We start from the raw sequence: 17,480 nt of genomic DNA on the forward strand, positions 1-17,480 counted from the left end.
AATTTTACAATATATCTCTATCTTTTTTGGATATATTGTAAATAATATAAAGTGAAGGCTAATAATCAGTGGAGGTTTCCTTCATTCCCTCCGATTATTAGCCTTCATCAATTTGGCTTTTACGGGTAGTTTATCTCCCACCTAACTTCTTATTTCTTCGGAGTTTTACTGTACGTAAATAGCTGTCCAGAGACAACTATCATCGTTACTATAAAAGCTTATATACTCCATAATAACGTACATAGTTCTTCCTTTTGAAACAATTATTATCGTTACTGAGATCCTATTCTAATGATTACATTTATTACTGTTACTCATATAGAATTTCTAATTCCACCTTGAGTATAAATGTACATCTATACATTTATACTCGTATTCATTTAAAGTTGTAACATTAAATATTTATCTTTTCTTCTCCACTTAAAAATTGTTAATTTAGATATACAGAAACAATATTTTAAAAATTCAACAGGTGTAAATGTAGCTTTGAAATAAACATTGATCAAAAACAACTCGAAAACCCTCATTTCACAATAAATAAATAGTAGGAAAACCTTATGGTCTTATATCATATTCCCATTTATGAGTGCATTCTGTTAATATGTATCCTACTTTTCCTATTAAAAAGCCTAATTTCTCAATTTATTGTAGAGAAATTAGGCTTTTTTCATCACTCCATTAAAGCGCCCTATAGTTTAATGACTTGATTTACTGATTATATCTTCAATCACTCACTTTGAACTATATAGATATAGTTTTTGTTGCAACTGTTTGTTGAAATGCCTTATCATGCTCAACAATAACCATTGTGGGATTAAATTGTTGAATAAGCTCTTCAATCTGCATACGCGAATAAATATCAATAAAATTTAATGGTTCATCCCATATATATAAATGAGCTTTCTCACATAAACTTTTAGCGATAAGTAGCTTTTTCTTTTGTCCACCAGAATAATGAAATATATCTTTCTCAAATTGAATTCGGTCAAAATCCATCTTACGTAGGATGGATTTAAATAACGTCTCATCAATCTCGTGCTCTTCAATAAAGTCCGATAACAATCCCTTCAAATGAGAAGTATCTTGTTGGACATAGGAAATGATGAGTCCTGAACCTAAATTAACTGAGCCTGTATGCTGTATTGGATGTCCTAGAATTAGTTTTAGGATACTACTTTTCCCGCTTCCATTCTTTCCATCAAGTACAATTCGATCCCCTTGTTCAACTATGAAGCTAATTGGTTCATTTACTATTTGGTCATCATACTTAACAGACACATCAGCCAAAACAACCAATTCATTTGACTGAAATTTCAATCGTTCTAATTTTAACGACTCAGTTTTCTCCACATTTTTTAGTAATTTTGACTTTTCTTCAATAGCTTTTTGTTGCCTTGATTCAAGGTTCTTCGCTCTCTTCATCATCTTGGCCGCTTTATGTCCTACAAAACCCTTATCTAACTTAGATCCTGAATTCCTTGTTCCATTTTTGGAAGCTTCCACTTGATGAGACCAACCTGCTGAACGCTTTGAAGACTGTTTTAATCTCCCTATGTCTTTTTGTAGACGCTCATTTGTAGCCTCTTCGTGTTCCTGCTGTCTATCAAAATTTAACTTCCAAGAAGAATAGTTACCACTTTGAACTTCAATATTTGCTCTATTTATAGATAAGATATGGTCAACGCATCCATCTAAAAAGATTCTGTCATGTGAAATCAAAATAAACCCTTTTTTCTTCCTTAGATAATCAGAGACCATCTTTCGTGCATCAGTGTCTAGATGATTTGTTGGCTCATCAATTAATAGAAATTGACCCTCATTCAAAAACAGTGCAGCAAGCAACACCTTTGTTTGTTCTCCATTTGATAATGTTTTAAATGGTCGATACATGGCCTCGGCATCAACATTTAAATAGGATATTTCACGCAGAAATTCCCAATCTTCTGCTTGGGGACAAATTTCTTCAAGGATTTCATGAGTGAACTTGTTCTTATCCGAAACTGGGTAAGGGAAATAATTAAATTCTACCGAAGAAGTGATCTTCCCACTATACTCATAATTACCTAATAATAAATTAAAGAATGTCGTTTTACCTCGTCCGTTTCTACCAATAAACCCTAGTTTCCAATCTGTATCTATTTGAAAGTTTACACCTTCAAAAATATTATCAAAGCTACCTGGGTATGAAAAAGTTAAGTCTTGAACTTTTATCATTGACATAATAATTCCTCCTTTATATATCAACACTTTTCATATAAAGTCGGAATATCCATCAATTTTTTAATTTCTCCATATAAGTTTGATGGATATTAACGACTTATATAGAGCATTACATGTGTAACAATAGTGTCTGAATTCCTCATTTTTCTCTCTCCTTTATTTGTTAGGTTACAGTTACGGATTAATAAATATCAACTTACCTATAAGAGAATAAAAAAATCCTCCCAATTTGTAATCGGAAGGATTAGTATCTCACTTATACTTAATAAGTTCTTATTAATCATTGGAATCATGACAAATAAAGTATGAACTGATTTATAAAAATGGATAGACTAACCCTATATTTTGTAGTTTGAAGTTATTAATTTCAAATTAAAATATAGATTAGTTAATCATTATTCATCCATCAGTCCTCTCATAATTCTATTTTTAGAGTAACATTCTTTTTTATGGAATGCAATATCACAATCATCTTTACCTCAAATTACTGCTAACTACTTCTTTAGAATCAACAATGTATATTCCTTCTTTCTTTATACTTTGTGGAGTGGAGTTAGTATAGTCATATGAACACAACTTAGTTAAGTCCTTACAATGGATTTCAAGGAGAAAGTGTCCGTATGGCAAACAAGAAATTTAATGAAGAATTTAAAAAGATGGTTGTTGAACTATATCATTCAGGCTGATCTGTGAAAGAACTAAGCAGCGAATATGGTGTATCAGAAGTACCGATTTATAAATGGATAAAAAAATATTCTCCTATCACAACGATTGATGAGGAAGAAATGACGCTAGAAGACCTGAAGCGAATGCAGAAAGAAATGCTTCGTCTGAAGGAGGAAAATGAGATTTTTAAAAAGGCTATGGCCATATTCGCGAAAAAATAAAAGATACAGACTTACATCAATTTATCGATTGTCTGTTTAGGGATAGTATTACCACTTCTAACATGATATCTTGCAATAGCACTATATATAAGTTCATCTTCATACATTGTAGGAAAAAAAGATACCATCTCCTTCTTTCAAAGAAAAAACAAAATAAATAATTATTAAAAATAGTAAGAAAAATAAAAATAACAAATCAGGTCAACGGTACGCCCGATTTGTCATTCTGCCAATATAGTAAGCTTTATTTTGTATTTATCATCTTCAGTAACACATTATTTGTAATTAACTACTACAGTAACGTTAATAATTGTCACTGCACAATAGCACGATAAAATTGTACTCATTTACATCTCTTCCGGAGCACCCATTCCAAGTAAACGCAATCCTTCTTTTAACACAATCGTTACTGCATAAACAAGTGCAAGTCTACTTTCCTTTTCTTTATCCTCTTCTAAAATACGAACATTTCCATAATATTTATTAAATGCTTGTGCTACATCTAACAAATACTTCGCAATATGTGACGGTTCATTTTTGAAGAAGGCTGTTTCAACGACTTGTGGAAATCTATTTAATAATTTTATCGTACTCCAACTATGATCATCGTTTAATTGAAACGCTTCTGTTTCAAATTCAGCATTTTCTTTTCGTAAAATGGAGCAAGCACGCGCATGTGTATATTGAACATATGGTCCTGTTTCCCCTTCGAACTTCAGCATTTTTTCTAAAAAGAATTCAATATTATGCATACGTTCATTTTTCAAATCATGGAAAATGACTGCCCCGACACCAACTTGCTTAGCAACTTCCTCTTTTTGCTTTAAGTCCGGATTTTTCTCTTCAATATTTTGCTCTGCAAGCGTAATCGCTTCTTCTAATACTTCCTCAAGTAATACGACTTTCCCCTTACGTGTGGACATTTTTTTACCATCTTTTAAAATGAGTCCAAATGGTACATGAGCCATACCATCTACCCAGTTATAACCAAGTTTCTTTAATACAGTGAAAAATTGTGTGAAGTGTAAGCTTTGTTCTGCGCCTACTACATACAACGCTTTATCAAATTCATATGTGTTTTGACGGTATAGTGCCGCTGTTAAATCGCGCGTTGCATAAAGTGTAGCTCCATCTGATTTTTTAATTAAACATGGCGGCATATCTTCTTTTTCTAAATTAACAACTTGTGCTCCATCCGATTCTTCTAATAACCCTTTTTCTTCTAAAATATCAACAAAATCGCCCATTTTATCATTATAGAAAGCCTCTCCTTGGAAGTTTGTAAATTCAACACCAAGAAGTTCATAAATACGAGAGAATTCTTTTAAAGATTCATGACGGAACCAATTCCATAAAAAAACTGCTTCTTCATCACCGTCTTCTAATTTCTTAAACCATGCACGGCCTTCTTCTTCTAGCTCTGGATGCTCTTTCACTTCTTCGTGGAAATGAACATATAATTTGAATAATTCGCGAATCGGATCTTCTTTTACAAGCTCTTCATTTCCCCATTTTTTATATGCGGTAATTAATTTCCCAAACTGCGTTCCCCAATCACCAATATAATTGATTCCTACAACCTCATATCCACACTTTTCAGCGATATGTTTTAAAGAATTCCCGATCATCGTTGAACGTAAATGTCCCATGGAGAACGGTTTCGCGATATTTGGTGAAGAGTAATCGATTACTACTGTTTTTTCTCGCCCAAAGTACCCCTGTCCATATTCTTCTTTTTCAACTAAAATCGCTTTTAATACATCATCACTTACTATGTGACGATTGAAAAATACGTTCACATATGGTCCAACTGCCTCCACTTTTGTAAAAAATGAATTGTTTAGCTTCTCAGCAATTTCTTTCGCGATAATTGCGGGTGCTTTTTTATATTGCTTTGCAAGCATAAAACAAGGGAATGCCGCGTCTCCAAATTCATCTTGCTTCGGAGTTTCAATTAAACCTGTAATTTGTTCCAATGATAATTCTGATTTTAATATTTCAAATAAACTTTTTGCTAATTGAATTTTATATTCCATGTTACTCCCTCCTTATTTTTTTAAACACAAAAAACCCGTCTCTAAAAAAGAGACGAGTTATCACCCGTGGTACCACCCTTGTTGTTCCGAAGAACCACTTTCCCGTTTATAACGAGGACAGGGGGCCCCGGCTTACTCTACTATTCATTTCAAGCAGCGTCTCCGAAGTGCGCTTCATCCTCTTCTCCGTACTAGGCTCTCACCATCCCTAGCTCGCTTTCCTTCTGAAGAAGGACTACTCTCTTCATCTACGACATCATATATAATTGATTATTGCTTATTATACATCTTTTCAAATAATTAGCAAGGTTCAATTACACCAAAATGAAATTTCGCACTTTTTCGCTTATATACTAAGAAGTTATGTCGCTCAAATCGTGTACTACGGAAATGATCCTTTAAGACAACACGTTTTCTAGCAACACGCTTTGCTTCTGCAATTGTTTCATCTGTGACATCATTATACAAAGCAAAGTGTTTTAAGCCACGAATCCCATCTGATTCAATTACCGTTTCTTCAAACATTGGATCCAGATAAACAACATCATAACAGTTGTCTTCGCAGCGCTTTAAGAAATCAAAATGCTCAGTTTTCTTCACTCTAATTCTACGCATCGCTTCATCGATTTCTGAAATACCCGCACACCACTGCTTTAAACCTTTATTCATTATATAGGCCATGTAACGATTCCCCTCAAGCCCCATTATAGCTCCTTCTTCTCCAACAACATAGCTTGCAACAATACTATCTGATGCCATACCGAGCGTACAATCTAACACCGTCATTCCTTTTTCTAATTTTGCAGCTTGTACAAATGGATCATGTTCTCCCCTCATTAATCTTTTCACACGAAACATTGCAGAATTAGGATGGAAAAAGAACGATTCTTCTGTACCTTTTGGATAAATTGCTAATCGTTTCTTTCCTACAACGAGTACATCTTGTTCAAACTGCTCATGTAGCTTATATACCGATATATCATTCCGTACTACAAAAGAGCATTGTAATTCTTCCGCTACCTCTTTTGCATATGCTGTCATTTCCTTATTCGTTCGTCCTGCTGTTGTTACAATCATCTTTTCACCTCAATATATAAAGAAAAAAGGGAGAATCACTCCCCCTTTTTAGCAATGCTTTTCAAAAGCTTGTTCTAAGTTATTAATAATCTCTTCCATTGTTGCTCCTTCAATTTCATGACGATGAATGAAGTGAACAACTTCGTTTCCTTTTAGTAACGCCATAGATGGTGAAGATGGAGGAATATCTCCGAAGTACTCACGCATTGTAGCTGTTGCGTCTTTATCTTGTCCTGCAAATACAGTTACAAGATGGTCAGGTTGTTTTTCAGAACGTACAACCGCTTGACCAGCTGATGGACGCGCTAAACCAGCTGCACATCCGCAAACAGAGTTTACGACAACTAATGTTGTACCTGTCGCATTTTCCATATATTCTTTTACAGTTTCTTCTGTAGTTAATTCTTCAAATCCAGCACGCACTAACTCTTGACGCATTGGAATTACCATTTGACGCATATATTCTTCGTATGCATTTGACATCTTGTAATCTCTCCTTCAACTTTCATTCCAAATTCATCATATCACGCTCTTATAATAGGTGCAAAAGAAAGATAGCGTTACCATCATTTTTTTGATGGAATTTCACAAACTCCTTCACGACAGTGACCAACTGGTACAAGTTTTCTTCTATTTGCAATATAATCATACACTTTATTTCCAAATCCAAGTAAAATAGATAACTTGATAAAAGGAACCACAAACCAGTATGACGGCACAGCTTTTGCTAAAACATATACGCTACCAATCCCGTCATACCATTTGTTATTTTTTAAAATGTAAAGTCTTTGCTCCATCTTCTCTTGTAACTCTGTAGAAAGTTGATACTCCTCTACAACATCTTTATCACGAAAAGAGGCAAACTTCATCGTATCTTTTTTATCAAGCTTCTTTGTACGCTCTGCGACTGCCGTGCACATCGGACACCTACTATCATAGAAAACGATCATATGATTATTCTCCTTTGCGAGACTCCGTCATTTGTTTCCAAACAGATCCTTTCGCTTCTTCTCCCCCTTCAATACGTTCTAATGCTAGACGAGCTTGCATTGCTACTTCGAACTCTGGATCATCTTGCGCTACGCGTAGTGCTGGAATTGCACTTTCATCACCAAGTTCAAATAAGAACATCGCCGCACGCCAACGCACCAATTTACTTGGATCTTTAAGTGCTTTAATCATAACAAACATCGCTGCTGGATCTCCTACATCTGATAAGCAATCACCCGCAGTGCGGCGTACACTTACAGAACGATCTAGTAAAGCTTTATACAGTAATGGTAATACTTCATCACCTTTTACCATACCTAAGTACGCTGTTGCTAAACGACGGATAGATACTTTCTCATCTTCTAGCGCTTTCTTCAATACAGGAATATCTTCTTCTGTTGGATCCATTTGCTCAAGCGCTGCATAACGGTTTTTCCAATCAGGATCCGCCATCATTTCTTCTGTTACTTTATATGGTTCACGCTTTGTAATCGTTACTTCTTTAGCACCCGCTTGATCTAATAATTCTTTTACAGTTTTTTCAACACGGTCTTCTGGATAAGCGGCGACAATTTCTTCCACAACTTCTTTTCCGATTTCTTCAAAATTCCCATAACGTGTACTTTGTTCTACCCATTTACGCTCTTTCACAACGTTAGGTGCAGACATTTGCACTTTCATAATTGCTTCTTTAAAACGGTCTGGTAAGCCCACTCGTTCTTCCGTTGTTCCATCTGTTAATTTCACCTGCATCGGAATCGTAAAGAACATTTGAATGAATACTTTCACTTCACCAAAATGTGAAAGTTGCTCTCTCTCATCTTCTTCAGTGACTTCTTCTCCAAACACAGCACGAACTTGTTGCAAAAGTACTTTCCAGTCATACTTCGCATTTCTCTCTACTGCTAGAAAGTCCGCAACATGATATACACCTTTAATACCTTCAATTTTTAAAATGTGTTGCACTTGCTCTGGTGCTTGTTCTGCATTTTCGTTTGTATAATTATTACGTGCTCCTGATGGTAACACTTCATTTAAGATAACTTTCATCGTATTTGGACTTGGCGTCGGTTCAATTGCTTTAATCTTCACGTAAATAAACTCTCCTTTATTGCTTGTTCTTAGCTGTATTGTAACATGTTCTATCGCTATACTCCTACTGAGACGCTTGCTTTTTCTAATCACAATTATAGTCTTAATAGAATTGGTGAATATCATGTAACAACTACCCCTATTGATATACCCCTTTTTAGTATCATGTTCCTTCTCTCTTCCGCTCAAAAAAGGTAGATTGATAATAACTTTAATCAGCCCCTGCCTTCCTTGCTTTCGCTTAATCTTAGGATGAGGGTCTTACTGCCCGTTAATACGGGATAAATAAAAAAGGTATTGCTTTGCAACACCTTTTTTCTACCACCATAAACTCATTTTATGATGCACTACAATTATTTTGTTAAAGATACTTCATCCTTTCCTTTCATGTCGCGCTCAAGTTTTGCAATTTTCATATCAAATGTATCACGTTCATGATCTTCATTCATGCGAAGCTCTAAATCACGAATGTGATCTTCAATTTCTTCAAATCGTAAGAACGGGTTGTTCTCATCCATTTTATGAAGAGCCGTATTCATACGACGGTTCACATGGGCCATATTTTCACGTGCCATCAATTCCATACGCTTTGCATTCATTTCTTTTAGCTTATTTTTCATTTCAGAAAGACGGCGTTCTAACTCATCAATTTGCTCCACTACACCTGCATACATCTCTTCTAAACGTGATACTTGCCCTTCATAGTATGCTACTTCTTCTAATGCACGTTCATGCAATTGCACTTCTCCTGCTTCTTGTGCAATGATCGCCTGCTTTGATCGCTTATTTACGAAATAACGAGCCTGCTCAAGTTCACGAGCAAAGTTAGATTTTAATGTTTTATGACGCTCGATTAATTTCTCAATTTTTGTTACTTCACGCTCGCTATCGCGTAAATATTGGTTTAACATAGCGATTGGATTTTTTCTTTCCTTCTCATCTAATACATTATGAAAGTCTGCTAAAATTGCATCGCGTACACGTCCGAATAAAGATTGTTTCATTCTAATCTTCCTCTCTTCTACTTTATGATTTCAGTTATTTTATATTAGTTTTTCATTAACTTGTTCCACTCATCTTCAAAGTTGCTATATCGTTTAGAACTTTCTGAAGCAGAATCAACCACTACATCTTTTTCTTTTTTCCACTCACGGTATCCGTAGTATAGTACTACTACTGCTACAATACCGATCAATGCTGGGGAATGAGAAAGGGCGATTGACAAGCCGATTAAACCGAAAATACCCCAAGCTAACTTTCCAAAAAATGATTGTGCTCGCACAAATGATTTATAGCTCCAGTACGCAATCCCTGCTCCAATTGCGAATCCTACAATACCAGCAAGACTACCAAGAGCAATTAAAGCCAAAATACCGGCTGCGATAAACGTTAAAAATTGTTTCATCTTGTGCTTGCCTCCCTTCGATTTGATACTCTTATCTTAACTATTTTTTTAGTTTTCCATAACGAGCTTAAGAACCGTTTTCAAATCAGACTTAAGACCTATTCCAGGTTAGACCCACATTACGATGTATATAAAACGAAGTGAAGAGCTAAAATTTTAATGCAATATTGTTTCTTCTTAGAATGCACTCTTTTTATATTTAAGAAACCGTACCCTTCGACACCATATAAATAACAACAATACGGGCAGATTCCATTCGCCTCCTAACATCCTTTCCCCTTCTTTTAAAGTTTTTCCTAATTAGATTGAATGTAAATCTTTAAAATTATTCGTTTAGATATCAAAATATAATTTCCGCTTACATACATTTATTTAATTCGCTAACATAACTGACGAACGTTCGTAAAATTTGAGGTGATTTTATTGAACAGTAATAAAATTAAGGGTGCAGCTCTAAAATATTTCACAATTCATGGTTATGAAGGAACACCCCTTTCTTTAATAGCTGAAAAAGCCGGCATGAAAAAGCAATCCATTTACACACATTTTAAAGGAAAAGATGACCTCTTTCTTCATGTGTTACGTGATACAAAAGAAACTGAACTAGCTTCAAAACTTCAATACTTAAGTAAAATTGATTCACAAAATCCTGAAAAAGATTTATACAGGCTACTACAATTGAAAGTCGATCTTTTTCAAAAAAATGAACAATTAAAGTTTTGGCTACGTATGTCATTTTTTCCGCCAGTACATCTTGCAAAAGCAATCGAAAAGTTATACTTTCTTTGAACAAAAACCCCTTGTCCATATTGAACAAGGGGTTTAGATTTTCTCTACTAGGAATCATCTCATATACCCACTAATCTAAGATTTTGAAGCATCCCAAAAACGATATTTTTATCTCTCGACAGTTACTTATAGGAAGGGATTAGTGAAAAATAATAGTTATCTGGTAATTACACCAAGTTTTTGTTTATACCTCCTTTCTCTACCGTGAAGCTTCCTCTTTCTTCCGCTCCAAAAACGTAATTCTTTCAATCACAACTTCTGTTTTATACACTCTTTTCCCCTGTTCATTATCATAATTACTCGTATGAATACGACCTGTAATCCCAACAAGCGATCCCTTTTGACAATAATCTGACACATTCTCAGCCGATTTTCTCCAGACGACGCAGTAAATGTAATCTGCTTGCTGCTCTCCTAGGCTATTTCGAAACCCTCTATTTACCGCAACGCATATACGTGCATAAGCAATCCCTTGCTTTGTGTAGTATAGTTATGTGTAGCATCCTAGCTCGTAAGAGCTAGGGTAGCTACTAACCCTTACGGGTCGCGATAGGTAAAGTTTTGACGTTATCTTCACTTTTTCCCCCGCCCCAAACCGCACGTGCGCCTTTCAACGCATACGGCTTTCCATCAACTTATCCTACTTCTTAACTCAATACATGGAGTTAATTCTTTTTCATTAGATTGTTCGTCACCGATACAACCCTATAAGTTTTAACGATTCATTTTTGAAGTAATTTACTTCTGAATTTGTCAATTTTCTTTATTGTTTTAGCATTATAACTTAACACATAGTTTTCACAGTGTATGGATGTATGACATTCTTTACATACCCATGCTAGATTAGCGACTCTATTAATTAAATCCATAGGTAAGTACGGTTCAATGTGATGGCAATGTGCATTTTCCTTCATAAAGTCTAATCCGACATTACAGCACCTACATTTTCCTCTATCCCTGTTATACGCATATTCACGGTTCATAAAGTATTCAAAGTTATATTTACTCTTTGTACCTTTGCAGAGATAAAAATCCTGTAGTGTCATTATATGAGGTCTATCCAGTCTTAACAGCTTCTTCCTTTGTTTGTAGTAGATTTCTCTTCCTACTATAGTGTAAGGTGTCGTCCTTTGGTTAAATGGTTTTTCCAGCCACTCCGAAGGAGTATATGAAGCTTTTGTGACTCCAACCCAAAACCCTTCCTTTTTGATTGCGAAGGTTTTTGCCTGATATTTATGGTGTCTACTAGGTCGGTTTCCTAACTCACACATTTTTACTTTATGCCTCATGTAGCCGCTAGGGAACAATTTCTTGAAAGTTCTAAATAAGGAATTATTTACGTTGTAATCAATTCTATCGAATGTATCCGCGCAAATACCGACTTTCCAATATTCCGCATATCCTTCGAGCATTTGATTAACTTTGATGATTTGTTCTATCCAAAATTCTTCTTTTAAAACTTTCCTCATCTTCCTTATTTCTTTGCAAACTTTACTAATTTGACCACTGACTTTTCTATGATTGGGTTTGTTTTTGCCAACTATATTTCCACTATTACTGCGGAGAGGTGTTTCAGCATAAATATCAAACCCTAAGAAGAGTGCTGGCTTTTCCCTTAAGTCTGTTATGACTGTTTTCTCTTTAGACAATTCAAGTTTTAGCTTAATTCTGAAATACTTGCGCAAATATTCAAGATAACGTCTTGCTTCTTGATAGGTTTGAGTAAGTATAATCCAATCATCTGCGTATCTAACTAGGTAGCATTTATTTCTACCTTGTCTAACCAGCCTCTCCCTTTGCTTTCTCGGTTCCTTTGAAATTCCAGTTGGTTTCGCTTTGTAGAATCTACGTGCTACCATCCAGTCGAAATCATTTAGATACACATTTGCAAGTAAGGGTGAAATTATACCGCCTTGTGGAGTTCCCTTTTCCGTAGTGAATTTAAAATCATATTCCATATATCCTGCTTTAAGCATAATTTGAATAATCTTTATTATTCGCTTGTCCCTTATGCCTAATCTCCATAGTTTCTTAATTAGAAATCTGTGGTTGATATTATCAAAGTAACCTTTTATGTCACCTTCGATTGCATAATAAGACTTAGTAGTATTAATGAAATGATTCACTTGTCTAACAGCATGTTTAGAGCTGCGGTAAGGACGGAATCCGTAACTATGGTCGTAAAATTTTGCTTCTACGATTGGTTCAAGTATTGTACGAATACATTCTTGAATAATACGGTCAACGACCGTTGGTATCCCTAATGGTCGTTGACTTCCATCCGCTTTTTCGATATAAACCCTTCGGGCTGGTTTGGATTTGTAGTTTCGTGCAGCTTTAGTGATTAGCTTTATAACGTTGTTTTTATCCATTTGCAAATATCTTCGAATATCATGTCCGTCAACACCAGGAGTGTTAGCCCCCCTATTGGCTTTGATTTTATGAATAGCTGTAATTATTGTGGTCTCATTGAATGCCATTTCATATAAGCTATGAAAACGTGTATTTTTCTTTGATAATTCATATAATTGGTCCTGAGCTCTTTTGAGTTCAGTTTCATTTGAGAAGTTTGTGCTAAAGTTCATAAAGACATCACCTGCCTTTAGGGTTCACAATTCATTCTTACAGAAAGTTTGAACTTCTCTATCGAATCGTTAAACTTGATAAGTTGACTGGTCCCCTTTGCCCTGTAATGGTTTTTCTCCATCTCTGACTACTACGAGACCTCTGACTTCCTTTAAACTTCAACGTTCTGTAAAACTCCATTTAAAGGCTCTCCCACGTTCCGATTAATCTATCCTTTTTCTGTAACCCTTAGGTCAAGACTATATGCCGATAGTTCTAAGTAAGGTTTGAGAAATAGTTGTTCCTTACATTTCAACTTACTATTTCAAGTAAAAGGGAATACGCAAAACCAGAATGCTATATTCCAACTATATTGGGTCTCCATTTCTAGAGTCACAAATGACGACACTTCAAACATCTTTTCGTTGCCTAACCGTAGGTTACGGACACCCGCACTATATATATTCCATATCTGCACACAGACTTAGGATTTCAAGTTACGTCTTTACCTCGCTTTATACGTCTGTATATTACAGCATACATCGCATAGGGGAGTCTCAGTGTTTATACCACGGATGAGTTTACCATTTCTCATACTTATGTGTTTTCTCCGTATATCAACGGTACTTCCCCGTTGAAACTCGATTAATCAGTTCAATCAATATGTGATAATATCTGTTTCAACCTATAGCATAGGTATATATTCGATTTCTCACGATTGTCACTTTATCCCACCACTGGTACGTGGTGGTTATGCGAAACGTGGCGCACCTGGATCTTTTGTCAATCTTCCGATTAATACAACTCGATTCATCATATTTATACCACCTCACATTTTTTCTTTATTGTAGAAAAAAATAGAAGATAGGTAAAAAATGCAAAATAATATATTTCTAAAAAGAAATCATCACTTTAAATCTAAAAAAATACAAAAAGAAATCCTGCATATTTCAATCATGCAGGATTTCTTTCAATTAGTCATTTTTCGCAAAGTAAGAAACGAAACGAAGAATTTCTAAGTACAACCATACTAATGTCATCATTAGACCCATCGCACTGTACCACTCCATATATTTTGGAGCTCCACTACGTGCGCCATTTTCGATTAAATCGAAGTCTAGTAATAGATTTAATGCAGCAACGATAATCACAACTGCACTAATGATGATGCCAATTGTTCCACCTTGGTGAATATACGGAACAGTAACACCAAACATGTTTAATAGAAAAACGATCAAGTACATAACCAAAATCCCAAGCGTCGCGGCCATTATACCTGTACGGAACTTATCCGTTACCTTTACAACACGAGTTGCATATAAAACTAACATTGCAAATAAAATTGAAATTGTTAGTAATACAGCATTTAAAATAATAGAGTTGTCAAAACGAATCGCATATACCGCTGAAATGCTTCCTAAGACAATCCCTTCAACAGCTGCATAAATAGGTGCTGTAATAGGCGCCATTTTCGGGAAGAAGATAGCCGCAAATGCGATAATTGCAGCCACAATTAATGCTCCAATTAAAACTGGCATTTGCATTTTCCCCGTATACATCTGTATGTATGAATAGACAGACGTTGCAAGAAGCAAGACAAGCATAATAAATGTTTTTCCTACAGCTCCGCCAATTGTCATCGCAGACGTACTTGCTCCCTGTTTACGAAAGGTTTCTTTTTTCAACATTGGATTAGATGTTCTCATTTTTTCCCTCCTAAAATATGTTCTACCAATAGTGTAAAGTTTTTCTCTTTACATTTCAATATATGCAGCTTGTTTTTATTTTAAACCTTCAACGATGTCAGACAGTTCGCTCCAGCGTTCCATTGCTTTTTCCAGTTCTTCTTCTGTTTGCTGCTGCGCCTCAGAAAGCTCCTGTGCTTTTGTAAAATCAGAACCTACATTCGCAAGTTCTTCTCCAATCGTTTCAAGCTTCTCTTCAAGCCCAGCAATCGTATCTTCAATGGTTTCCCATTCACGTTGTTCGTGATAGGAAAGTTTACGTTTACGTTGTTGCTTTGGAGCTTCTTCCACTTTCTTTTCTTTCTGTACTTCTACTTTTTCTAATAGTTCTTGGGCCTTTTGTATATCTAGGTAATCACTATAGCTTCCTAGGAATTCACGAACTTCTCCGCCACCAGTAAAGATAAATAATTCATCTACTACTTTATCTAAGAAGTAGCGATCATGCGATACCGTAAGAACGACACCCGGGAAGTCTTCTAAATAGTCTTCTAGTACTGTTAACGTTTGTGTATCTAAATCGTTTGTCGGCTCATCTAATAGAAGTACATTCGGCTCTCCCATTAAAAGACGTAATAAATACAGACGTCTTCTTTCACCACCAGATAGTTTACCAAGTGGTGTTCCATGTGAATGCGGTTGGAATAAGAAACGCTCAAGCATTTGGGATACTCCAATGACTTTACCGTCTGTTGTATGAATGACTTCTGCAATTTCTTTAATATATTCAATCATACGTTGATTTAAATTCATCTCTTCATTTTCTTGCGTATAATAAGCAACTTTCACAGTTTGTCCAACTTCAATTTCACCACTGTCAGGTGATAATTTGCCTGCAAGCATATTTAATAAAGATGATTTCCCGCTACCATTAGCCCCAATAATACCGATTCGATCGCCTGGTTTCACAATATGATTAAAATTATGTAATACCGTTTTTTCACCAAATTTCTTCGTTACATCTTTTAACTCAAGCACTTTCTTTCCTAAGCGACTCCCGCTGAGTGAAATATCAACAGATTGCTTCGCTGCTGGACCTTCTTGTTCTTTCAACTCTTCGAACCGCTGAATACGTGCTTTTTGTTTTGTAGAACGAGCTTTCGCACCGCGGCGAATCCAAGCAAGTTCACGGCGATATAGATTTTGGCGCTTTGATTCTTGTGCTAACTCTTGTTCCTCACGAAGTGCCTTTGCTTCTAAAAATGTACTATAGTTTCCTTCATAGCTATACAAATTACCATTATCTAGCTCAAAAATACGATTTGTAACACGGTCTAAAAAATAACGATCATGTGTTACAAGTAAAACTGCTCCAGTATACCGTGCTAAATATTCTTCTAACCATTCCACTGTTTCATGATCAAGATGGTTTGTTGGCTCATCTAAAATTAATAAATCAGGTGTTTCAATAAAGCACTGTGCCATTGCAATACGTTTTTTTTGTCCACCAGATAAGTTCCCCACAGTTGCAGTGAAATCTGTAATTCCGAGTTTCGTTAAAAGCGACTTTGCATTCGCATTTGCTTCCCATGCATTCATCGCATCCATACGTTGCTGCACTGCAAATAATTGTTCTTGCACTTTTTCATTACTCGGGTCTTTTTCTATGTTTAATAACGCTTGTTCGTATTCACGAAGAAGGCGAATTAGCGGCGTATCACCGTGGAATACTTGCTCAAGCACTGTTAAATTTTCATTAAAATCCGGTTGCTGTGATAAATAGCTAATTGTATAACCACGCGTATGTGTCATATCACCTGTATCTGGAATCTCTACCCCTGCAATAATTTTTAATAATGTAGATTTCCCTGTACCGTTTACTCCAATAATCCCTGCACGTTGACCCTCTGCAATACTAAATGATAGTCCATCAAATAATGGTTTATCTCCATATGATTTCGATACGTTTTCCACTGTTAGCATTTTCATATTTGTGCATTCCACTCTTTCATAAATTGTTCTATAAACTCTTCCATATAACGATGGCGAATTTCAGCCTCTCGTTTTGCAGCATCCGTATTCATTAAATCTTTCAACTTCAAAAGCTTTTCGTAGAAATGATTTAACGATGGATCATCATTTTTTCGATATTCTTCTTTTGTCATCTCTTCTCGAGGTGGAATGTTCGGATCATACATTAAACGTCCTTTTGCACCGCCGTAAGCAAACGTTCGGGCAATACCAATTGCACCAAGTGCATCTAAACGATCTGCATCTTGAACGATTTTCCCTTCTAATGTGCTTACCTTGCCACCATGCCCACCTTTATATGACATATTCATTATAATATGAAGGATATGTTCAGTTTCTTCTTCAGTAACATTCAATCCTTCTAGCCAATCAGAAACTTTTTTCATACCAGCTTCTTCACTTTCATTTAACTTCTCATCCGCTACATCATGAAGTAAAGCTGCCATCTCAATTACAAAACGATCCCCACCTTCTTTTTCAGACAAAGAAAGCGCCAATTTATGTACACGTTCAATATGATACCAATCATGCCCACTAGCATCTGTTTCCAAAATACCCCTTACAAAAGCAACTGTTTTTTGTATTTTTTCTTGTTTTTTCATTTATCTTCACCCAATTTCTTATTGTAACACGCTCTCATTTTTTCATCACATATTTTCTTGTCCGCCCATAGACTGTTTTGTACGTACGATCATGAAGGAGG

At 35.6% G+C, this 17,480-nt stretch carries 13 protein-coding genes, 2 pseudogenes and 1 other annotated feature; of the genes and pseudogenes, 2 read left to right on the forward strand and 13 right to left on the reverse strand.

The window, feature by feature from the left end:
* Positions 1-741: 741 nt before the first annotated feature.
* On the reverse strand, positions 742-2,220 hold the full coding sequence (locus tag MHH71_RS04870; protein ID WP_078211865.1) for an Lsa family ABC-F type ribosomal protection protein: 1,479 nt from the start codon (positions 2,218-2,220) through the stop codon (positions 742-744).
* A 620-nt stretch (positions 2,221-2,840) separates the two neighbouring features.
* Between MHH71_RS04870 and MHH71_RS04875 the strand changes: the two are divergent.
* Positions 2,841-3,139 (forward strand): annotated as a pseudogene (locus tag MHH71_RS04875) (transposase); the annotation flags it as partial.
* A 315-nt stretch (positions 3,140-3,454) separates the two neighbouring features.
* Here MHH71_RS04875 and argS read toward each other — a convergent pair.
* The 7 genes from argS to MHH71_RS04910 form a co-directional block, all read right to left on the reverse strand.
* Positions 3,455-5,143, reverse strand: coding sequence for an arginine--tRNA ligase (gene argS / locus MHH71_RS04880; protein ID WP_006094698.1), 1,689 nt, complete (start codon positions 5,141-5,143; stop codon positions 3,455-3,457).
* Positions 5,144-5,188: 45 nt separating this feature from the next.
* Positions 5,189-5,403, reverse strand: a binding site (T-box leader).
* A 40-nt stretch (positions 5,404-5,443) separates the two neighbouring features.
* Positions 5,444-6,220 carry a class I SAM-dependent methyltransferase gene (locus MHH71_RS04885; RefSeq protein WP_006094697.1) on the reverse strand — a complete coding sequence of 259 codons (777 nt, stop codon included), beginning with the start codon at positions 6,218-6,220 and terminating at the stop codon, positions 5,444-5,446.
* A 48-nt stretch (positions 6,221-6,268) separates the two neighbouring features.
* Positions 6,269-6,703 (reverse strand): BrxA/BrxB family bacilliredoxin, encoded by a 435-nt coding sequence (locus MHH71_RS04890; RefSeq protein ID WP_003197283.1) that lies wholly within the window; start codon positions 6,701-6,703, stop codon positions 6,269-6,271.
* A gap of 83 nt (positions 6,704-6,786) precedes the next feature.
* Complete coding sequence (locus MHH71_RS04895) at positions 6,787-7,170, reverse strand: thiol-disulfide oxidoreductase DCC family protein (protein WP_033798290.1); 384 nt, start codon at positions 7,168-7,170, stop codon at positions 6,787-6,789.
* A gap of 4 nt (positions 7,171-7,174) precedes the next feature.
* Entirely contained in the window at positions 7,175-8,302 is a 1,128-nt protein-coding gene (locus tag MHH71_RS04900) for a conserved virulence factor C family protein (RefSeq protein ID WP_006094695.1), read from the reverse strand.
* Positions 8,303-8,655: 353 nt separating this feature from the next.
* A complete protein-coding gene (locus MHH71_RS04905) occupies positions 8,656-9,306 on the reverse strand; it encodes a PspA/IM30 family protein (RefSeq protein ID WP_006094694.1) in 651 nt (216 codons plus the stop codon).
* A gap of 44 nt (positions 9,307-9,350) precedes the next feature.
* Positions 9,351-9,707 (reverse strand): lmo0954 family membrane protein, encoded by a 357-nt coding sequence (locus tag MHH71_RS04910; protein WP_003197275.1) that lies wholly within the window; start codon positions 9,705-9,707, stop codon positions 9,351-9,353.
* Between the two features lie 423 nt (positions 9,708-10,130).
* Here MHH71_RS04910 and MHH71_RS04915 point away from each other — a divergent pair, with 423 nt between their 5' ends.
* Positions 10,131-10,496 (forward strand): TetR/AcrR family transcriptional regulator, encoded by a 366-nt coding sequence (locus MHH71_RS04915; RefSeq protein ID WP_018782101.1) that lies wholly within the window; start codon positions 10,131-10,133, stop codon positions 10,494-10,496.
* Positions 10,497-10,695: 199 nt separating this feature from the next.
* On the opposite strand, the pseudogene MHH71_RS04920 reads toward MHH71_RS04915, so the two are convergent.
* The 5 genes and pseudogenes from MHH71_RS04920 to MHH71_RS04940 form a co-directional block, all read right to left on the reverse strand.
* Positions 10,696-10,986 (reverse strand): annotated as a pseudogene (locus MHH71_RS04920) (single-stranded DNA-binding protein); the annotation flags it as partial.
* Positions 10,987-11,218: 232 nt separating this feature from the next.
* Positions 11,219-13,081, reverse strand: a complete 1,863-nt coding sequence (gene ltrA, locus MHH71_RS04925; RefSeq protein ID WP_006094691.1) for a group II intron reverse transcriptase/maturase — start codon at positions 13,079-13,081, stop codon at positions 11,219-11,221.
* 954 nt (positions 13,082-14,035) lie between these two features.
* A complete protein-coding gene (locus tag MHH71_RS04930; protein ID WP_003197270.1) occupies positions 14,036-14,767 on the reverse strand; it encodes a Bax inhibitor-1/YccA family protein in 732 nt (243 codons plus the stop codon).
* A 75-nt stretch (positions 14,768-14,842) separates the two neighbouring features.
* Positions 14,843-16,735, reverse strand: coding sequence for an ABC-F family ATP-binding cassette domain-containing protein (locus tag MHH71_RS04935; protein ID WP_018782998.1), 1,893 nt, complete (start codon positions 16,733-16,735; stop codon positions 14,843-14,845).
* A complete protein-coding gene (locus tag MHH71_RS04940; protein ID WP_006094689.1) occupies positions 16,732-17,379 on the reverse strand; it encodes an HD domain-containing protein in 648 nt (215 codons plus the stop codon). The genes MHH71_RS04935 and MHH71_RS04940 overlap by 4 nt, the downstream gene beginning before the upstream one ends.
* Positions 17,380-17,480 lie beyond the last annotated feature (101 nt).

It is taken from the genome of Bacillus sp. FSL H8-0534 (genome assembly GCF_038005885.1).
Taxonomy (GTDB): Bacteria; Bacillota; Bacilli; order Bacillales; family Bacillaceae_G; genus Bacillus_A; species Bacillus_A pseudomycoides.

What these genes read in the sequence shown, in the direction of transcription:
- MHH71_RS04905 (WP_006094694.1), bottom strand. Translation starts at nt 9,306, where the DNA reads ATGAAACAATCTTTATTCGGACGTGTACGCGATGCAATTTTAGCAGAC.
- argS (WP_006094698.1), bottom strand. Translation starts at nt 5,143, where the DNA reads ATGGAATATAAAATTCAATTAGCAAAAAGTTTATTTGAAATATTAAAA.
- MHH71_RS04910 (WP_003197275.1), bottom strand. Translation starts at nt 9,707, where the DNA reads ATGAAACAATTTTTAACGTTTATCGCAGCCGGTATTTTGGCTTTAATT.
- MHH71_RS04895 (WP_033798290.1), bottom strand. Translation starts at nt 7,170, where the DNA reads ATGATCGTTTTCTATGATAGTAGGTGTCCGATGTGCACGGCAGTCGCA.
- ltrA (WP_006094691.1), bottom strand. Translation starts at nt 13,081, where the DNA reads ATGAACTTTAGCACAAACTTCTCAAATGAAACTGAACTCAAAAGAGCT.
- MHH71_RS04870 (WP_078211865.1), bottom strand. Translation starts at nt 2,220, where the DNA reads ATGTCAATGATAAAAGTTCAAGACTTAACTTTTTCATACCCAGGTAGC.
- MHH71_RS04930 (WP_003197270.1), bottom strand. Translation starts at nt 14,767, where the DNA reads ATGAGAACATCTAATCCAATGTTGAAAAAAGAAACCTTTCGTAAACAG.
- MHH71_RS04885 (WP_006094697.1), bottom strand. Translation starts at nt 6,220, where the DNA reads ATGATTGTAACAACAGCAGGACGAACGAATAAGGAAATGACAGCATAT.
- MHH71_RS04890 (WP_003197283.1), bottom strand. Translation starts at nt 6,703, where the DNA reads ATGTCAAATGCATACGAAGAATATATGCGTCAAATGGTAATTCCAATG.
- MHH71_RS04940 (WP_006094689.1), bottom strand. Translation starts at nt 17,379, where the DNA reads ATGAAAAAACAAGAAAAAATACAAAAAACAGTTGCTTTTGTAAGGGGT.
- MHH71_RS04935 (WP_018782998.1), bottom strand. Translation starts at nt 16,735, where the DNA reads ATGAAAATGCTAACAGTGGAAAACGTATCGAAATCATATGGAGATAAA.